This is a genomic window from Slackia isoflavoniconvertens (assembly GCF_003725955.1).
Lineage (GTDB): Bacteria > Actinomycetota > Coriobacteriia > Coriobacteriales > Eggerthellaceae > Slackia > Slackia isoflavoniconvertens.
Map to the genome: position 1 here is coordinate 69,413 of NZ_QIBZ01000004.1, position 18,529 is coordinate 87,941.

An 18,529-nucleotide genomic window follows, 5' to 3' on the forward strand; every position below is an offset into this window, starting at 1 on the left:
CTCCCCATCCGCCTTTCATGCATGGCTACGAGCGCTTTGGCATAACGATAGCGCGGGCGCTGAAATACGTTACGAGGAAATACACACCGTACACCGCAAGGAAGATTGCGGCCGTCATAAGCGCGGTTGCGCTCAAATTGAAGTTGCCGAATACAAGAACGAGGTCTTTTACCGTCTGCATGGCGCAGATAGTATGTGCAATCGCTACGACCAGGGGAAACGCGAAACAAACGAGCACCTGTTTGAAGAGCGCCCCTGATATCATGCGTTGCGGTGCGCCCAGTTTTGCGAGCAGTTCGTAGCGACGTGCGTTATCGCTTGCGTCGGAGAGCTGCTGTATGGCGAGAATTGCTGCACATGCTACGACCATGATGAAACCTATATACATCGCGAGGTAGCTCACAAGTGCGGTGAGGTTGTGGCTGTTGGCCTGCACGCCCGCGACATTTTGATACATGTACATGGGCCAGGAATCCTCCTCCGCATTGTTTCTGTCGCACAATGCTTGGCAGAAGTCGGCAAATTCCTCTTGCATGTCATCGGCAATGCGAGCGTCGAAAACCGCCATGGTGGGCTCGCCTGTTACGGCATCATCGGGAACGACAATTTGAAACGCCCTCGTGCTCACGCTCGTGCATTCAATGGTGTCTGTCGCGATTTCGCGCTGCGCCTTAAGCTGCATGTCGCCAATGGTGATTGCCGGTTGCTGTGCCGCAACGCTCGTCAGATACGGCTGCGATGTCGCGTAGTCGGACCACAGCAGGCATTCGCCATCGTTGACTGTAACCGGCTCAAGACCGCAAAGCTCACGGGCGGCATTGAAGTCTGAAACCTTGATGAGGGAAGCCTTCTGCTTCGTCGTGTCGGGGGTTATAAGACCCGCGCCAACCGAGTCGAGCAGATTGAGGCCCGTGAGGTCGTGCAGCGTATCGAACGACACGTCGCTCGGATAGAAATTGATTTGCGCGGAATTTTCCACCATGCTGTCCCAAGACGGGGCCCCATATTGCTCGGTAAGCTTCGAAAGGCCGACGGCTGCATCGAAATTCGATTCTTCTACAAGGCCATTGACGAGCGATCGCGTGCTTACGTTTCCGTTCTCGTCATCGGTATTCATGGCGTAATAGCTCGTGAACGACGCGTCGCATCGCATTCCGTTCTCGGCGTTTTTCTGCATGGCGTCGACGATGCCAATGCCGCCGCACACGCTTGTAAGCGCGAGGAAGAGCGTCATAGCGATGACCGACATGCTGACGAACGTGGAATTGATGCGCGATGCGAGCTGACGAAGGAAGAACATGTTCAGTCCGCGCAGGTAGAGTGGCTTTGCCATTTGTGCAGCTTTAAGCAGAAAACCCGAAAGCGAGAAGAAGAGCAGCACCGTTCCCGCGCTCACGAGAACCGTTTCTATGAGCAGGTTCGACATATCGTCGCCAAGAAGCCCTGTTCGCAGCAGCATGGAGTATGAATAGCCAATGATGCACAGCGAGACAATGAACAGGGCAAACGAAAGCGGCAGGTTGTGCAGGCGAGGTTTATCGTTTTTACGCGAACCCGCGAGCAGATCGATGAGCTTCGATTTCGCGAGGTGTGCAGAATTCCAAAACATCGATACGGCAAAGATGGCCGCGAAGGTTGCGACGGTCATTGTGAATGCTTTTGTCGAAAACGACAGCGTTACGCCCTCGACTGGCTGAGCCATCATGGAAAGGCACAAGCATGTGAGCGCTTGCGAAAGCGCAACGCCTGCAAGCAGGCCAACCGCAAGTGACGCGGCGCCAACGATAAGCGTTTCGCACGCTGAGATTTTCAGCAAATCCCCCTTCCCCATGCCGAGCGTCAAATACATGCCGAATTCGACTCTACGGCGTCGAATGAGGAACGCGTTGGCATAGAGCACCAAAAAGCCAAGCACAATCGCGATAAAAACCGATACGCCCGCAATGATGTTAGAAAGGAGCTGAACGACTTCCGAGACGTCGGTTGGCAAGCTTTGCACCGCCGAGGAATCGGCAATGGAATTGAATGCGTAGAAAACCGCTACGCCCAGCACGAGCGTGAAGAAGTAGACGGCGAAATCGCGCGCCGATTTGCGCACATTCGCGAAAGCGAGCTTAACGAGCATTGGCGGCCTCGCTCTCCATTTGTGTGGTTGCTGCGACGATGGTCTCAAAGAATTGCGTGCGGTTGAGTGCGCCTCGTTGGATTTGTCCGTAGAGCGCTCCGTCGCGAATAAAGATGATGCGCGAGCACCAGCTTGCCGCGAAGGCGTCGTGGGTCACCATGACGAGCGTCGAGCCCATGTGGTTGAGCGTTGAAAACGTTTCGAGCAGTTGCTTGGACGACTTCGAGTCGAGCGCGCCCGTGGGTTCATCGGCCAAAACGAGGCTTGGCTTCGTGATGACCGCGCGCGCTGCGGCGGCGCGCTGTTTTTGGCCGCCCGAGATTTGGTAGGGATATTGCTCCAGAATCTCTGCAATGCCCAGCCTCGTCGCGATTTCGTCGACCATGGGAGGTATCTCGCTCGTCGGTTTCTTTTGAATCGTGAGCGCGAGCGAGATATTCTCGCGTACGGTGAGGGTATCGAGCAGATTCGAGTCTTGAAACACAAAGCCGAGTTGGTCGCGGCGGAATTTCGCGAGCTCGCCTCCGCGTATTTTCGTGACGTCGCGCCCAGCGACGCGAATCGACCCCGAGGTCGGGGCGTCGATCGTCGAGATGCAATTGAGCAACGTCGATTTGCCCGACCCCGAAGGGCCCATGATGGCAACGAACTCTCCCGCATCGACGAAGAAGCTGACTCCTGCGAGTGCGAGGGTTGCCGCCCCCGAATTCTTCTTCGATTTCCCGTATTGCTTTACGATGTTGTCGACCTCAAGCACATGGCCCATGGCGTTTCCTTCCTTCGGTTTATCTGATAATCCAAAGGTACGAAACGCTTCTTTCGGCGCCCTTGCGCCTATCTTACATTTGCCTGACTTTCGCGTTATTTGGCTTGCGGCGGGTCGTTCTGACGCATTGCGATGGGTATGCGCATTGTCGCTGTGAATCCTCGCTTAGGTTCGCTTGCAAACGACACGTAGCCTCCGTGCATGATTGAAATGCGGCTCACGAGCGTGAGTCCCAAGCCATGGGCGTCGTAACTCGCATCAGGCGTTGACGCCTGCGCCATAAGGGCTCCTATGCGCGACGTGTCGCAGCCTCGTCCGTTGTCGGCAACGGTAAGCGCGAGCATGCTTGAGTGCTCGACATCGAGCGAGAGGGCGATTTTGCACCCTTCGCCATTGTGTCGCATCGAGTTGTCGATAAGGTTTCGTACGGCTCGACGCAGTAGGCGCTCATCGCCCTGTATGGCGCATTCTTGCACGGTGGGGGTATCGAAGAACTCAAGGTCGTATTGCACATCGATGCCCGTGTTGAGGTAATCGGCCACAATGCCGCGGGCGAAAGGAACCACCTGGATGGTCTCGATGTTCATGGGCTGCGAATCGTATTCGAGCTTCGAGACGATATTGAGGTCTTCAACCAAGTCGCGAATGCGTTCGTTCTGGCGAACTATGACCTCGCCCGATTTCCTCACCTCAGCCGGCGCGTTCGTCGCGTTCGCGATGCGTTCCGCATGCCCCATCGAAATGGCGAGCGGCGTGCGCACGTCGTGGCTTACGCCTGAAACCCATCGCTTGCGAGCTTCGTCTTTATGCTGGATGATCGCGCTCGCGGCGTTGACGCTTTCCGCAATATCGGCCAGGGGCCCTTTCATTTCCATATGCGTTGGCACTCCGTGGGCCAAATCGTCGAGAGCCTCTACAGCGGGTGTGATTGCCTTGAGCATACGACGCCTGGATAAGCTATACACCATAAAGAAGATGAGAGCGTCAAGGTAGATAAGGACTACCCCCAGAACAATCATCGCGACGAGCTCGCGGTTTCCCATGTAATTGATGGGAAACGCCACATACTCGTCTATGGGGTATCCTACGATAACGGTGCCATCGTCACGGTTCGTCCCGAAGAATGTTGGGTAGTTTTCGAGGTAGAACGTGCGCGCGGCATTTGCGATGTCGTTTTGAGTGTAGATGTGATTCGCGATTTCTGGGGGCGCATTGTGGCTCCAGAGGACTTCCCCGTCATTTCCCACGAGCATCGCCCAGGCATTTTGCTGGTCGAGCCACGAGGCGGTATTGTCGGGAAGCTTGTAGACCGTCGCGCCGCTTTCGTCCTCTGTTGCCGAAAGGTTGTCGGTGACCTCAAAAGTCGTGCTGGTGGGCGATCCGTCGTAATCGTGGTTGTTGTAAATCGCGAATTGGAAAACGATATATAGAGCGATGTCGACGAAGAACACCAGTATCGTAAGACCGATGAATAAGAAGGCCTGTTTCGCAAAATACGCAGGCGCGAAGCTTTGGCGGCGCGTGCGATTGATGCGCCATTGGGCGGCTGTATCTCGGGTGGGCGCCGGGGCTTTTTTCTTGAAGAATCCCATTCGCTACCCCTGAACAACGAGCTTATATCCAAGGCCCTTCGCCGTTACGAGTGATGCGGGATGCGAGGGGTCGGCCTCGATTTTCTCTCGAATGCGGCGTACGTGCGTCATGAGCGATTGCCCGTACCCGAAGCTGTCGCCCCAGGCGGCGTCGCATAGCGCCTCGCTCGTGACAATGCGGTTCGCATTGCGTGCGAGCGCCGTGAGAATATCGCGCTCTTTCACGGTGAGCGATACGCGCTCACCGTTTGGGCGAATCGCTTCTGCATTCGACAGGTCAAGCGTGCACGCTGCGAGCTGAAGCGTGTCGGGTTGGGCGGGATAGCAGCGACGAAGCACGGCGCATACACGCAGCACGAGTTCCTGGGGTGAAAAAGGCTTCGGAATGTAGTCGTCGGCGCCCGTGCGCAATCCCGCGAGTCGATCTTCGGTCTCGTTTTTCGCCGTAAGGAACATCACGGGCAAAGGCGCGCCTGCGGAAAGCGACCGCAGGTATTCGCACAGCGTAAAGCCGTCGCCATCGGGCAGCATGACATCGAGCAGCGCAAGCTGGGGGTTTGTTTCGCGGAATACGGCAAGCGCCTCCATGACTGATCCTGCTTGCGAAATTGCGCAAAACCCCTCGGCGCGAAGCACGTCCACAATCATGCGGCGAAGTTGAGGTTCGTCGTCAACCACCAGAATGCGCTTGTCTCGCAGGCTGTTCTCTACCATATTGCCCTCCTTTTCGCCATACATTATGGCACTCGGGGCGAATGCGAGAGACGCGTGAGCGCGGAAAGTAAGGCAAATGTCAGGTGCGCCTATGCCGGAGTGAAGTCGGGCTGTCTGGGAATGAATGCGAGTGAAGTTGCCGGCATTCCGTACAGAAAAATGCCATCGAAGCGCTTTAGCATGCAAAAGTGGCGTATACTTTTCCAGTTTCCAAATCTTCTGGAAGGATTCCCATGTTCATTGAACCTAAAACGGTCGTATGGATCGCCGGCGCAAGCGGGCGATTAGGTCGCGCCATTGAGCATAAGCTCGACCATTCGCGCTACACCATCATTCCAACCGACATCGAAGTCGACATTACCGATCTCACCACGGTCGTGCAGCATGCCGACACCTATCGCCCTGAAATCATTATTAACTGCGCTGCCATGGCGCGTAAAGAAGACGCCGAGGCGAACCCCGATTTGGCCTACAAGGTCAATGCGCTCGGCGCGCGCAATTTGGCCATCGCCGCGACGAGTTCTGCCGCAACGCTTGTGCATCTTTCGACCGATGACCTGTTCCCTGGCGTTATCGCCCACCCCATCAACGAGTTCGACAAAACCCTGCCTCCTCATATTTACGGCAAGTCGAAAGAAGCGGGCGAGCGTTTGGTTCGCGAGCTGTGCTCTCGTCACATTATCGTACGCTCAAGCTGGGTATATACGGCCAATGAAGACGATCTTATCGCGCGTCTTCTGAAGGCGTGCCGTGAGGGTCAAGCTGTCGAAGTGCCTACGAATCAATACGCAAGCCCCACGTCGGTCGACACATTGGCCGAGTTCATCGTCGCTGCGCTTGAATGCGACGAATTCGGCACGTTCCATGCGGCCGACAAGGGCTTGTGCAGCCGTTTTGAATTCGCGAAGCACGTGTGCGATTTGGCAGGCGTTCCTACCACGACGCTTGTTGGTCGCCAAGATCCCGCCGAGGCCTATCGCATTGAGCTCGATAACCTCATGATGCGCCTTACGGGTGTGTATTCCATGCCTTCGTGGCAAGACGATGTGAAAAACTACCTGGGCGCCCACGGCCTGCTCGCCGAATAGCCCATAGAAAGGTCGACCATGACCAACGAAAACCAAACCGCCGGCAAGAAGCAGCGCAAGCTGGGCCTTACGTCAGTCATTCTTATCGCGCTTGCGCTTGGCATCGTGTGCGGCGTTATTTTCCATTACCTCATTCCTGCGGGAACCATGCGTGACGACATTTTCGTGAACGGCATCTTCTATGTCGTGGGCCAGGGCTTCATTCGTCTTATGCAAATGCTTGTTGTGCCGCTTGTGTTCTGCTCCATCGTGTGCGGCGCGGCATCTATCGGCGACACGAAGACGCTCGGCACGATTGGCGTGAAAACGCTCATCTTCTATCTGTGCACGACTGCGCTCGCTATTACTGTCGCTTTATGCATGGGCAACCTGCTCAATCCCGGGCTCGGCGTCGATATGTCCTCCATTCTGGTGAGCGACACCTCGAGCCTCGATAAGGCGCAAAGCAACAATCAGACGGTCGCCGACACGTTGCTCTCGATTATTCCGAAGAACCCCGTTAACGCGTTGGCCTCGGGCGATATGCTCGCCGTCATCTTCTTCGCGCTGTTCGTGGGCATTATCATCTCCATCATGGGCCGCAAGGTTGAAACGGTGCACCGCTTCTTTGAGCAGTTCAACGACATCATGATGAAGATGACCTCTATCGTCATGTACGTCGCCCCTATCGGCGTGTTCTGCCTGCTTTCCCGCACGTTTGCGAACGTTGGCTTTGAGGCGTTCATGCCTATGGTGAAATACATGCTCGGCGTGCTGCTCGCGCTTGCGGTGCAGTGCCTTGTCGTGTATATGATCATGCTGTGGCTGCTCGCGCGCGTGAGCCCCATTATGTTCCTGAAGAAGTTCTTCCCCGTTATGGCGTTCGCGTTCTCGACGGCAACCTCGAACGCGACCATCCCTCTCAATATGGAAACGCTTGAGCGCAAAATGGGCGTCGATCGCCGCATTTCTTCGTTCACCATTCCTTTGGGCGCGACCATCAATATGGACGGCACGTCTATCATGCAGGGCGTCGCCATCGTGTTCACCGCGCAGTTGTTCGGCGTGCCACTGGGCCCCGTTGAATACGCCACGGTTATTGCTACCGCAACGCTTGCCTCTATCGGAACCGCGGGCGTTCCTTCGGTTGGTCTCATCACGCTTTCGATGGTGTTTAACTCGGTCGGTCTGCCGCTCGAAGGTATCGCGCTCATCATGGGCATCGACCGTATTCTCGATATGACGCGCACGGCTGTGAACATTACGGGCGATGCCGTTTGTACTACCGTTGTCGCCAAACAAGCTGGTCGCATCAATATGGATGTATATAACGACCCCGACGCCGGCAAAGACGTCGATGTACCTGACGCGGCGTAAGCTTTTTCACGGGCGGCGAGAACGAGCGATTGCGCCGCCCGCTATGTCAGACTGTCGCATACATCGCGAACCGATTTTATTTAATGCGCCGAGCTCTTTCAAAATCACCTTTGGCGAAGGAAGCTGGACGTACCGCGTCATCTCTGCATGCGTGAAATTTTCGGCATGCATACGCCGCATCTTATTGGCTTCCGCTCGCAGCGCGCATTCCGCCGCATTTCTGGCAATGTGAGAAAGTTGGCGCTTTAGCGCGATGAAGCGATTACCATTTCGTAATCAATAAAAGGCGCTCGTCGAAGCCCCTCCATCAAAAGAAGGTCGACACGCGAAGCAGGAGCGGCCCCGACGCGCACCGCACGAGAAGAAAGGAGTTCCCCTTGAAAACCCTGTGGAACAAGTGGAACGATATCAGCCTGATCAAGCGAATCCTCGTATTCCTGATTATTGGCGCTATTCTTGGCGTCATTTTCCCGAACATGGATGGTACTTCGCCTATCGCGGGCATCGCCATTCTTGGCAGCCTGTTCGTTGGCGCGTTGAAGGCTGTGGCTCCTATTCTGGTTTTCTTCCTGGTTATTGCCGCCTTGGCGAATGCCCATGCCGATGGATCGATGAAGACCATCATCATTATGTATGTGTTCGGCACGTTCATCTCGGCGCTGGTTGCGGTTATCGCGTCTCAGCTGTTCCCCATCGAGCTCACGCTTTCGGGCGTTGAGGCTGCCGAGAAGGCGGCGCCTTCGGGCATTACCGAGGTTCTTGAGACGCTGCTCATGAATGTGGTCGCGAACCCTGTCGATTCGCTCGCCAACGCGAATTACCTGGGCATTCTTGCATGGGGCATTTTGATTGGCGTTGCGTTGCGCGCAGCGACCGAGGCCACAAAGGCTGTTTTCACGAACATCTCCGATGCAATTGCAACGGTCGTGCGTTGGATCATCAGCTTCGCTCCGTTCGGTATTTTCGGCTTGGTCTACGATGCGGTTTCCACCAACGGCATCGAGATTTTCACCGAATATGGTTTGCTTTTGGCCGTGCTCGTGGGCTGCATGTTCTTCGTCGCGCTTGTCGCCTACCCCATCATGATTGGCGTTATTGCTAAGACGAACCCCTACCCGCTCGTTCTTCGTTGCCTGCGTGAGTCTGGCCTTACCGCGTTCTTTACTCGCAGCTCCGCCGCGAATATTCCGGTGAACATGACGCTGTGCCAGAAGCTGCACCTCAACAAAGACACCTACGGCGTTTCCATTCCGCTGGGCGCGACCATCAACATGGGCGGTGCTGCGGTGACTATTCCCGTTATGGCGCTCGCCGCGGCTAACACGCTGGGCATTTCGGTCGACATTCCGACTGCGGTTATTCTCTCGGTGCTCGCTGCTGTGTCTGCGTGCGGCGCATCAGGCGTCGCTGGCGGCTCTCTGCTGCTGATTCCCCTGGCTTGCTCGCTGTTCGGCATTCCGAACGACATCGCGATGCAGGTTGTCGGCGTTGGCTTCATCATCGGTGTTATTCAGGACTCCTGCGAGACTGCCTTGAATTCTGCTTCCGACGTTATGTTTACCGCTGCTTCGGAATTCCGCAACATGGCTAAGGCTGGCCAGACGGTCGACCCCAAAACGTGGGATAAATAAGATTCGCATACGCGCAATCGATTACAGAGCCACCCTACGGGGTGGCTCTTTTCTTGTTGCCCGGTCTTCGCTCTGCCGCCTGCTTTTTGACGCGTTGCTGGAATACATAAAGCTTCGAGACCATGAGCGATGGCGTGATTTCGTTTGGCAGTTTAGTGTTTGCGTGAGCTTTGCGATGCAACGTTTTCCATCCAGACCGCGCGATATTGCATGGCGTCAGTGTTCGTTTTGCTTTTTTCTTTTTAAAGTGAACACTGCCAAGCGAGCGCATAGCGAAGCTCGTAGGGCGAAGCGGTAGCGAGCTGTGTCGGGCGATATCGCGCGTCTGGGTGGGAAGAGGCGGTGATATGAGAAAGCCGCCCCGAAGGGCGGCTTTCAGGCAAGCTTGTCTACGATTCGAGCTAGTCGACGTTGATCTTGCAAACCCAGCCGTGCTTGTCTTCCAGGGCGCCATCTTGGATGCCCGTGAGGGTTTCGCGAAGCTTCTTCATCACGGGACCGATTTCGTCTTTGCCATTCGGGAAGGTGACCTCCTCATTGGCGCCATAGACCTTGTTGTCGATCTGGCCAACAGGGGAAATAACGGCGGCGGTTCCGCACAGGCCGCATTCAACAAAGGCGCCAGAAGCGACTTCAGCCCACTCGACGAAGCGCTCTTCGACGTTCATGCCGAGGTCTTTGGCGACCTGCACGAGCGAGCGGCGCGTGATGGATGGCAGAATCGAGTCGGTGTGCGACTTCGGCACAACGAGCGTGCCATCGGCCTTGACGAACAGCACGTTTGCTCCGCCGGTTTCCTCAACATAGGTGCGCGTCTCGGAATCAAGGTACAGGTTCTCGGCATAGCCCTGGCGATGTGCTTCCATGATGGGGCGCAACGACATGGCGTAGTTCAGGCCAGCCTTGATGTTACCGGTGCCGTGTGGGGCAGCGCGGTCGTATTCAGAAATGCGAATCGTGATTGGCTTCAAGCCGCCCTTGAAGTAAGGCCCGACGGGAGTTACCAAGATGCGGAACTGGTATTCCGGTGCGGGAGCAACGCCGATAACCTCACCAGAGCCAATCATGAACGGGCGAACATACAGCGTGGCGCCAGAGCCAAACGGCGGGACCCACGCGGCGTTCGCCTTCACAACCTGCTTCACGGCTTCAATGAAACGCTCTTGCGGGAAGCCGGGCATCTCGAGACGCTGGGCGGAGTTGTACATGCGCTCAGCGTTCATATCGGGGCGGAAACATACGATGGAGCCATCTTCGGTGGTGTATGCCTTGAGGCCCTCGAAGACCTCCTGGCAATAATGGAAAATGCCAGCGCACTCGGAAAGGTGGATTTCATGATCGGCGGTAAGGCCGCCTTCGTCCCATTCGCCGTCTTTCCAATTGGCGACATAGCTATAGTCGGTTTTGCGGTAGCCGAAATCGAGGCTGCCCCAGTCAAGGTCTTTCTTCTCGACTGTCATGGTTGCTCCTTCAACACGTACGTTCAATATGCCTCTACTTTACACCCGCGCACTGTCGCATGCTAAAGTCTTTTGGCTATTGGCGGCTCAATCCATGTAATCGTTAGACGAATTAACATGGTCGAAACAATCGTGTATGAAATATGGGCTGCGGGGTATTTCGACGAAATTATTCACCATGGGAAACTTTCTTTCGAAAAAGTGTTGACACGGGTTAACTTAGCCTGTATAAACTTATCCGTGGTTAACATCCACCTTGAAAGCGACCGAGACGCTGGGCGGGCACCCCCTTTCCGCTCAGCATATCGGACTCGAAGAAGCCTTCTCTTCCTTCGCTTCTTCAACGATTCGCTAACTCGAGAGGCGGGCGGCGCCACGCGCCCCACCCCCTTGGCGCACTGCCGCCCCGCCCATTCCCCGGATGTTGCCCTTAACTTGTTTATCCGGAAGGCGAATGGCCTCTGCTCCACCCCCTTGGCATGCCATTTCGCCACTCTCCTTAGGGCAATAAGGAGCACTGACAAGGAACGCCGCTCAATTGAGCGGCGTTCCTGCGTTTTAGAACCTTGCAACGCGATGGGGTTGTATTGGAGCGCTTCATCCGACGGCGGTGTTAAGGCTTTCTGCTTCAGCTGCGATGAACAATCTCCGTTCCGACCGTGATTGGGTTCTGTGCCCCACCGTGATTCGGGCTCCACTCACAACCGGGGTTGGGGTTCGCTTCCTAACCGCGTGTGGAATCGAGCTTGCGATTCATCATGCGGCTCGACATGTGCAATTCTTGCTCAATCGCGCATGGGGCTGACGCCTCCAATCGCGCATGGGCCGAGGCTTCCAACCGCAATACATGCTTCATGTTCAGATGCCGTTCGGCGTTTCATGCTTAAACAGTGCTTGGGCTTTATGCTCTAACCATGCTTCGTGATCGAGCCTTTCTAGCAGGAAGTTCTATGTCTCTACCACGCTCGGAAATCTAGGCCTCAATCATGAATTTCTTAATTCCCGCGCGCCATTGCGCTTTGCTGCCGCCTTTGACGGCCGCTCGAGCCGCTTTCGCGTCTACAACAACGCTCCCAGCCAAACCGTTCACGCCGCGCTCGAAGAAGGCTTGTGCGGGCACGACGCTCGGACCCAGAACGTACAGCTTCGACTCGCGCGAGAGTTCCAGCAGGCGTGGCATCGTCTTGTTGGTGAGCGTTGTTCCCGTTACGAACACGTAGTCTTGCTCGGGCAAGATGTATTCGCATGCGGGGTCGGGCGTATCGGTGGGCGACGTGCAATTGCGCTCAAGCACTGTTACTTGGGCAACTTTGCGCATTTCATCGACGTTCGGAAAATGACCCACGACGGCAACCTTGCGGCCTGTATAGCGCCCCTTCAACCGATGGAAGGGGTTGTTCACATCGCCGCTTTCCACAACGTCCTCGTCGATTGTGCCACCAAGGGACTCAATGACATCGGGGGTCGCATAATAGGCATTAATCGCCGCGACCCCAAGGCTCGCTTCGAGCCAGCTCCATGATTTAGCCAATGCTGCAAGCGTTTTAAGGTCGACGTCAACGGGACTTTGCTTGAATCGGCTTTTGCCGCCTCCACGCACCGTTTTGGCGATGCCCATGCCGCAATCGGCCACGATGTATGTCCAATGCGCGCCAAGGCAGTAATCGTGCACAGTGATGCCCGAAGGCATGGCGTCAATCAGTTCATCGTAAAGGGACCAAGCGGACATGAGGGCTCCTATCTTCGTATGTTGCGTTCTTTTAAGGCAAGCGACAGCTGCGTGTGGGGGAGTTCTTGTCGAAAAACGGGGTCGAATGTGGCATTTTACAACCGTTCTGTTTCCTTCCGAAAAGCACCCACGCGTCTGACCTGGGCATTTCGTTAGGCTTCTTCCGATCGTCATTCGAATGATGAAACTATAGCGAACTGAATGCCGCATTCGAGGGCGTTTTTGAACAAAACTCAGAATCGAAGTCGGCGCATAAACGAATCATGGCCGCCCCGAAGGACGGCCATGATGGAAGGCTAGGTTACGCTTGTCTGGAGTCTGTTCGTTGCAGATTAACAAACTCAAGCGGACTCTTCGCGAGGCCGAAGCAGGTTCACCGCGATGCCACGACGCTAGAGCAGGTTCTTCACGATGTGCTTTGCCGCGGTACGGCCGCAGAACAGCGCGTTTGCCTGGCAAGTACCGTTGCCATAGACCTCGCCGTCCCAGCCGCTCGTGCAAACGCCAGCAGCGTAGAGGCCAGCGATGGGCTTATATCGATCGTCAACGACCTGGGCGTTGGTATTGATGCGAATGCCGCCCGAGGTGTTCAACATGCCCGAGGAAATGCGGAAGGCATAGAGCGGCGCGGTCGCGATGGGCCACATGTTTTCTGCTTCTTTCCCCCATTCGGCATCGGTGCCTGTGTTGTACTTCTCGATTTCGTCGGCCAAGTTATCGGCATCGACACCAATTTCCTTGGCGAGATCGGCGATGGTATCGGCCTTGAAGCACTCGTCGTTGCCAGAGACCGCCTTGTCGACTTCGTCCTGCAGGCCATCGATTGCGTTGCCTACGAGCTTGTCGGCGAAGCCCGAGTAATGACGCTGGCAGCCGCCTTCGGCGTATTTCTGAATGCCGTCGGCGTCGACGATCGACCATACGCTACCCTGAGTTTCAACGACCTTGCCAGAAACGGCGGTCGAAGAAATGTTCTCGTTCATGAAACGCAGGCCATCCTGGTTCACCCAGAAATTGCTTGGCTGCATGGCGACGCATACGCCAAGGGCGCTGTCATAGCTGAAATCTTTCACGTTATTAAACAGGGAGTCGACCGTGAGGTGATTCGCGCGGCCGTGGGCGGTCTGCTCTGCCATCAGGTGGCCGTCGCCGTCTTGGCCCTGGCCCCAGCCAATCGTCTTATCGAGGTCCTGGCTCGTGTAGCCTGCAAGCAGGGTCTTGTTCGTGGACATGCCGCCCGTTGCGAGCACGACAGCCTTGGCTTTGTAATCGACGTATTTGCCGTCCTTCGTCTTGGCGCGCACGCCTTCTACCGTGTATTCATCGGAAAGCAACAGCTGCGTCGCCGGAGTTTCGGTGAGCACTTCGAGGCCGTCTTCCTTTTCAGCGGCAGCAGCAAGCTTCTCGATGGCGATTTTGCCATTGCCACCCTCGTAGAATGCGGGAGCCTGGCCCTGCTTCGTCCAGCCAACACCGTGGGTGTCGAACAGCCAGCTGAAGTTTTCCTTCGCATCGCGGAACATGCTGTAAAGAAGCATGGGGTCGCTTACGCCATAGCTGTCGGCCTGCGCACCAGCTGCTGCGGCACGGGCTTCTTCTTCAGTGTATTCAAACGGACGTGCGCCTGCCGGGCATTCAGCCATATTGGTGGAGCCGCCGAGCGAATTATTCTTTTCGAGAAGCACGACGCTCTTCGCGCCCTCCTCGATTGCGGTGAGCGCGGCAGAAAAACCGCCCATGCCGGAGCCGACAACGACGATGTCGACTTCTTTGGTCTCGTCGGCCTGCTTGGTGTCGGCGGTAAGCTCAAAAGAAGCGGATCCGAGGTCGCGGGTTTCACCGGCCGCAGCAGCGCTCGTGGCTTCAGCGCCCTTCGTTTCGCCCGAAGGCGAGCAGCCCGCAAGGCCCGCGAAAGCAGCGCCAGCGGCAACGACTGCGCCTGCGCCGAGGAACGAACGACGCGACATTCCCTTGGTTTCGATACCCATGATGCATCCTCCCTGATGACGTGATTGACAGGCCCCTCGCCTGTCGTCTGGCATGCATCTTGTCATCTTCGAAAGGGGGTTCCATCGATGGGAATTGTCCATTTCTCATGGGAATTGGAGCGTTTCGTATCATCAATTACTGTTGATTTTATCATCAGAATACATAAAAGGCCTGGTAGAAGTCATGGATGGTTACATAGCGCAGCAACGTGGGAAAAACGCGCGCTTTGTCGTGATAAAGTACCGTTTACGAAAAGCCGACGCTTGGGAGGGCGGTCTTGGCGCATTCATCGAATCATACGCGCGTGAGCAAAGCGTGGTTTCTGGGGTTTGGCCTGTATTGGACATGGGTTTATTTGTCGTTTAATTCTGCGACCGTGGTCTCTTTTTCCAATGGAGACGAAACCGCCATTACGTGGTTGCATATCATTTCGGGCCTCGCGGGGTGCGCGACCTTCGCGGTAGCCATATTCAATCATGACAGGCTTGAGCGTGCCGGACGTTCGATCAATGTCCTTTGGGCTGCGGCCATGGTGTCGGCATTCGGGTCGATGTTCTATGCGACCGAGGTTATCGAGAGCGCTACTGCGTCGCTCATGCTTGGTGCTCTTTTGCCGGGGTTTTCGACTCCCCTGCTCGCACTTGGGTGGGGCGTTTTGCTCTGCACGCTCGACGCGCGCGAGGCTGCGGGGCTCACCGCCGGATCGTTCATGCTTGCGGGCGTGCTTTATGGCCTGATTTCGCTAATTCCGGCTCCCCTTTCGGGCGTGATTGTTGCTTTCTTGCCCCTGCTTTCGGTTTGCATGATGGCGATGTGTCCCAATCGCGGGCCCCATCCATTCACGCTTCGCTCGCATGCGGCAAAAAGCCTCGAGGGAGCCAATGCGTTTCGTGATATTAAAGACTTGCTGTGCGGCCCGTTTTCATCTCGCGCGCTTGCGGGCATTCTTCTGACCATGGTAGTGAGCGGTGGCCTGCGCACGTATACGGGCGCCGAAGCGCCGGCTGTATACCATGACCCCTTTATCGTCGCGGCATCCACTTTCGCGATTGCGGCTATTTTCCTCGTGTATAGCCTCTTTTTGCCGCACACGAGCTTCAAGCTCGGGCCGCTTTATAGAACGGCGGCGCCACTTTTTGCGCTGGGCGTAGCAGCGCTTACGGTATTCAACGAGCCCGATTCGGCAACGGCGTACTTCGCCGCTTCGGCCGGCTCGATGCTCATCGATATGCTTACATGGGTCTTGCTTATTGAAATTGCGCGCTCTTCGAGGCTTTCGGCGCTTTTGGTTTTCGCCGTTGGAAGGTGCGCCATACATACGGGCATGGCGCTCGGCGAAATCGCCGCTCTTGCATTCCCTTCTATGATGGTAGCGTTCTGCGTAAGCTCCATAGTGATACTTATCGTTATCGCAGGCTTCATGTTTTCCGACCGCGACAATGCGCTCGTGTTTGAGCCAGTTGAAGAGGGTGAGCTCGATGTGGAAACCTGCGAGCCCAATGCAGAAAAACCTGCTCAAACTAAGGATGAACGTATTGCCGCGGTCGCCGAGAAGTTCGGTCTCACCGCGCGCGAGACCGAGGTCTTCACGCTGTGGGCCACGGGCCACGGAGCAAAATCGATTGAAGAGAAGCTCGTGCTCTCGTCGGCTACGGTTCGAACCCATATTCGGCATATCTACGAGAAGCTCGACGTGCATAGCCGTGCAGAGTTGATTGAACTTCTCGAGAGCCGCCAACGCGCCCCTCGCGTGGAGATTCAAGAATGAGCGCCTTTTTGCACGTTAAAATTCGCTACAATCACTCGCGCAGTGAGCAGTTCACCATGCATTCTGGCGTACATCGCGCCCCGCATTTCACAACGTAAGTCCAGCTGTTGGGCCTTTAGGCTCGCGCGTATCCGCAGCAACGCGGCGCCTTTCGTGCGCCTAAAAAGGAGTTTTCTGGTATGCAGGGAAAACAATTGACCATGCTCTTAGGAGTTTTGTACGGCGGGGCTTTTTTGGTTGGGTTTAATGAGAACCTCATGAATATGGGTCTTATCGCCATCATGGACGAGTTCGCGATTGGCTCAGTTACGGCACAGTGGCTTGTAACGGGATTCATGATCGCCTCGACGATTATCGTTATGTGTATGGCGTTCCTCTATCGTCGCATTAAGCTTCGAACGCTATTCTTTGCCGCGAGTGCCCTTACTTTGGTCGGCTCGGTTTTAGGACTTTTCTCAACGAATTTCGGCATGCTCTTAATTGCGCGAATCATTCAGGCGGTGGGTTCGGGCGTGTTCATTCCCCTTATGATGAATACAATTTTGGCCGTGACGCCAAAGAACAAGCTCGGCACGTATCTCTCGCTTGGTGGATGCACCATTACCTTCGGCCCTGCATTCGCACCTGTCGTATGTGGCGCATTGGTCACGAATTTGGGGTGGCGTTCGATATTCCTCGCGCCGATACTGGGAATGACGCTTCTTGGCGTTTTGGGCTTCATCTATGTAAAAGACCTCGAAAACAGCGAAGCGCATCTTGATGCGCCTTCGGTGGCCCTTTCGGGTGTCACGTTGTTCGCGCTTTCATTTGGATTGGCGGAAATCGCGATAGACACCGTGCTCGGCGCCGTCTCGCTCATTATCGCAGTTGCTGCGGTCGGGGTTTTTGTCGCCCGTCAGCTCGCCTGCCAATACCCGCTTATCGAGCTTTCCCCGATGCATCGCGTTTCGTTTTGGCCCGCTGCGATTTTTGCCCTGGTCTCCCTTATGTCAACGTTCTCGATGAGCGTCTTGCTTCCCCTCTATCTTGAAGGTGCATGTGGCATAACGGCATTCGTGGCTGGCGTTGTCATGCTCATTCCTGTGCTTTGCAACGCGGCATCGACCCTGATGAGCGGCCGAATTATGGACAAGCGCGGAGGTTGGCCCCTCATTCCCCTTGGCTTTGCGAGCATCGCCGTGGGTTTTACGCTCATGGCAATCTTCGCTTCGACGTATTCCATTGTCGTGATGTTTTTCGCGTCGGCTCTGGTGTTCATCGGCGTTGGTATGTCGCTTGCTCCTTCTCAGACGGCTGGATTGCGTACGCTTCCGCCGCGCGAAAACCCCTTCGGCGTTGCCCTCATGACGACATTCACCCAAATCGCTGCGTGCGCAGGCCCTTCGCTCTACATTGGACTTATGTCCTCGTCGGAAAACGCCGCGCTCAACTCCGGCGCACTGGAAACCGCCGCCGTTGCCCAGGGTTTTGCCGTTGCCGTATGCTTCGCTGCCGCTTTGGCTCTCGTGTCAGCAATTGGCGCCATTGTCTTCTGCCGAGCCGCGCTAAAGCGAAGCAAAGCCGCCTCCAAGCACGTACAAGCCCAGCAACCCACGGGAATCGCTTTGCTTATGGAAAAGACCCCCTTTGTCGTAAAGGGCACCATGCCTGTTGGGGAGGTCATGCATGAGCTGGTCAATCGCAAAGTGAGCGGTATGCCGGTTGTGAATGACGGCGGAGTCCCGATTGGCTTCATTTCCGACGGCGACATCATGCGCTACCTCTCCGAATGCCACCCAGCGATTACGAGCTCGTATTCGCTCATGGAAGCGGCAAATAGCCAAACGTTCGATGAGAAGCTCAAAGAGCTTGTTGCGCTCCCCGTTTCGCATATTGCTACGGAGCGCGTCGTGAGCATTCCTCAAGACGCAACACTCCAAGAGGCATGCACGCTTTTGGCGCGGCATAAATTGAAGAAAGTGCCCGTTGTGCAGAACGGTGCGATTATCGGAATCCTGAGTCGATCTGACGTCATTCGCTATGCGATGAACAATGCGCTGGCTGGAATTGAGGAATAGCGCATACTGGCCGCGATGTCCTGTCATGAGCGTCGGCCCTATTTCGCGTATTCAGGAATGCGACGTTCAACAAGCCCTCGTGAGGATAGGGTTCTTCCTTTCAGGTTCAAAAGAAAGTTGTTCTTCTCTGCTCGAGGAAGCCGTACGCTCCCGTACGCTCTTCTTGTCAGTGCCTTCTCGTCAAGCGAGGTAAAATATTTGAAATCGTGGCGCTGCCTTTGTTGACAGCGCCATCCTTTTATTTATACTTATGA

General features: G+C 55.7%; 12 protein-coding genes. 5 read left to right on the forward strand and 7 right to left on the reverse strand.

The genetic code is table 11. The features are described from left to right. Positions 1–25: 25 nt before the first annotated feature. From DMP05_RS02995 to DMP05_RS03010, 4 genes are all read right to left on the reverse strand, one after another. On the reverse strand, positions 26–2,125 hold the full coding sequence (locus tag DMP05_RS02995; protein ID WP_123219095.1) for an FtsX-like permease family protein: 2,100 nt from the start codon (positions 2,123–2,125) through the stop codon (positions 26–28). Continuing rightward, positions 2,115–2,891, reverse strand: a complete 777-nt coding sequence (locus tag DMP05_RS03000) for an ABC transporter ATP-binding protein (RefSeq protein ID WP_123219096.1) — start codon at positions 2,889–2,891, stop codon at positions 2,115–2,117. The genes DMP05_RS02995 and DMP05_RS03000 overlap by 11 nt, the downstream gene beginning before the upstream one ends. Before the next feature lie 95 nt (positions 2,892–2,986). After that, positions 2,987–4,483 (reverse strand): sensor histidine kinase, encoded by a 1,497-nt coding sequence (locus DMP05_RS03005; protein ID WP_123219097.1) that lies wholly within the window; start codon positions 4,481–4,483, stop codon positions 2,987–2,989. Positions 4,484–4,486: 3 nt separating this feature from the next. Continuing rightward, entirely contained in the window at positions 4,487–5,197 is a 711-nt protein-coding gene (locus tag DMP05_RS03010) for a response regulator transcription factor (protein ID WP_123219098.1), read from the reverse strand. Between the two features lie 233 nt (positions 5,198–5,430). Between DMP05_RS03010 and DMP05_RS03015 the strand changes: the two genes are divergently transcribed. From DMP05_RS03015 to sstT, 3 genes are all read left to right on the forward strand, one after another. Further along, complete coding sequence (locus tag DMP05_RS03015; protein WP_221182915.1) at positions 5,431–6,285, forward strand: SDR family oxidoreductase; 855 nt, start codon at positions 5,431–5,433, stop codon at positions 6,283–6,285. Positions 6,286–6,303: 18 nt separating this feature from the next. After that, entirely contained in the window at positions 6,304–7,641 is a 1,338-nt protein-coding gene (locus DMP05_RS03020) for a dicarboxylate/amino acid:cation symporter (RefSeq protein ID WP_123219099.1), read from the forward strand. Between the two features lie 377 nt (positions 7,642–8,018). Then, positions 8,019–9,272, forward strand: coding sequence for a serine/threonine transporter SstT (sstT, locus tag DMP05_RS03025; RefSeq protein WP_123219100.1), 1,254 nt, complete (start codon positions 8,019–8,021; stop codon positions 9,270–9,272). Positions 9,273–9,673: 401 nt separating this feature from the next. Here sstT and DMP05_RS03030 read toward each other — a convergent pair whose 3' ends face one another. The 3 genes from DMP05_RS03030 to DMP05_RS03040 all read right to left on the reverse strand — a co-directional run bounded on the left by DMP05_RS03030 (position 9,674) and on the right by DMP05_RS03040 (position 14,449). Beyond that, positions 9,674–10,732, reverse strand: a complete 1,059-nt coding sequence (locus tag DMP05_RS03030; RefSeq protein ID WP_123219101.1) for a branched-chain amino acid aminotransferase — start codon at positions 10,730–10,732, stop codon at positions 9,674–9,676. A gap of 973 nt (positions 10,733–11,705) precedes the next feature. Further along, positions 11,706–12,461 carry a DUF364 domain-containing protein gene (locus DMP05_RS03035; protein WP_123219102.1) on the reverse strand — a complete coding sequence of 252 codons (756 nt, stop codon included), beginning with the start codon at positions 12,459–12,461 and terminating at the stop codon, positions 11,706–11,708. A gap of 392 nt (positions 12,462–12,853) precedes the next feature. Next, a complete protein-coding gene (locus tag DMP05_RS03040; RefSeq protein ID WP_161957453.1) occupies positions 12,854–14,449 on the reverse strand; it encodes an FAD-dependent oxidoreductase in 1,596 nt (531 codons plus the stop codon). A 278-nt stretch (positions 14,450–14,727) separates the two neighbouring features. Here DMP05_RS03040 and DMP05_RS03045 point away from each other — a divergent pair, with 278 nt between their 5' ends. Together DMP05_RS03045 and DMP05_RS03050 are read left to right on the forward strand one after the other, a co-directional pair. After that, positions 14,728–16,218 carry a helix-turn-helix transcriptional regulator gene (locus DMP05_RS03045; RefSeq protein WP_123219104.1) on the forward strand — a complete coding sequence of 497 codons (1,491 nt, stop codon included), beginning with the start codon at positions 14,728–14,730 and terminating at the stop codon, positions 16,216–16,218. A 179-nt stretch (positions 16,219–16,397) separates the two neighbouring features. Beyond that, entirely contained in the window at positions 16,398–18,275 is a 1,878-nt protein-coding gene (locus tag DMP05_RS03050; protein WP_123219105.1) for an MFS transporter, read from the forward strand. Positions 18,276–18,529: the final 254 nt, after the last annotated feature.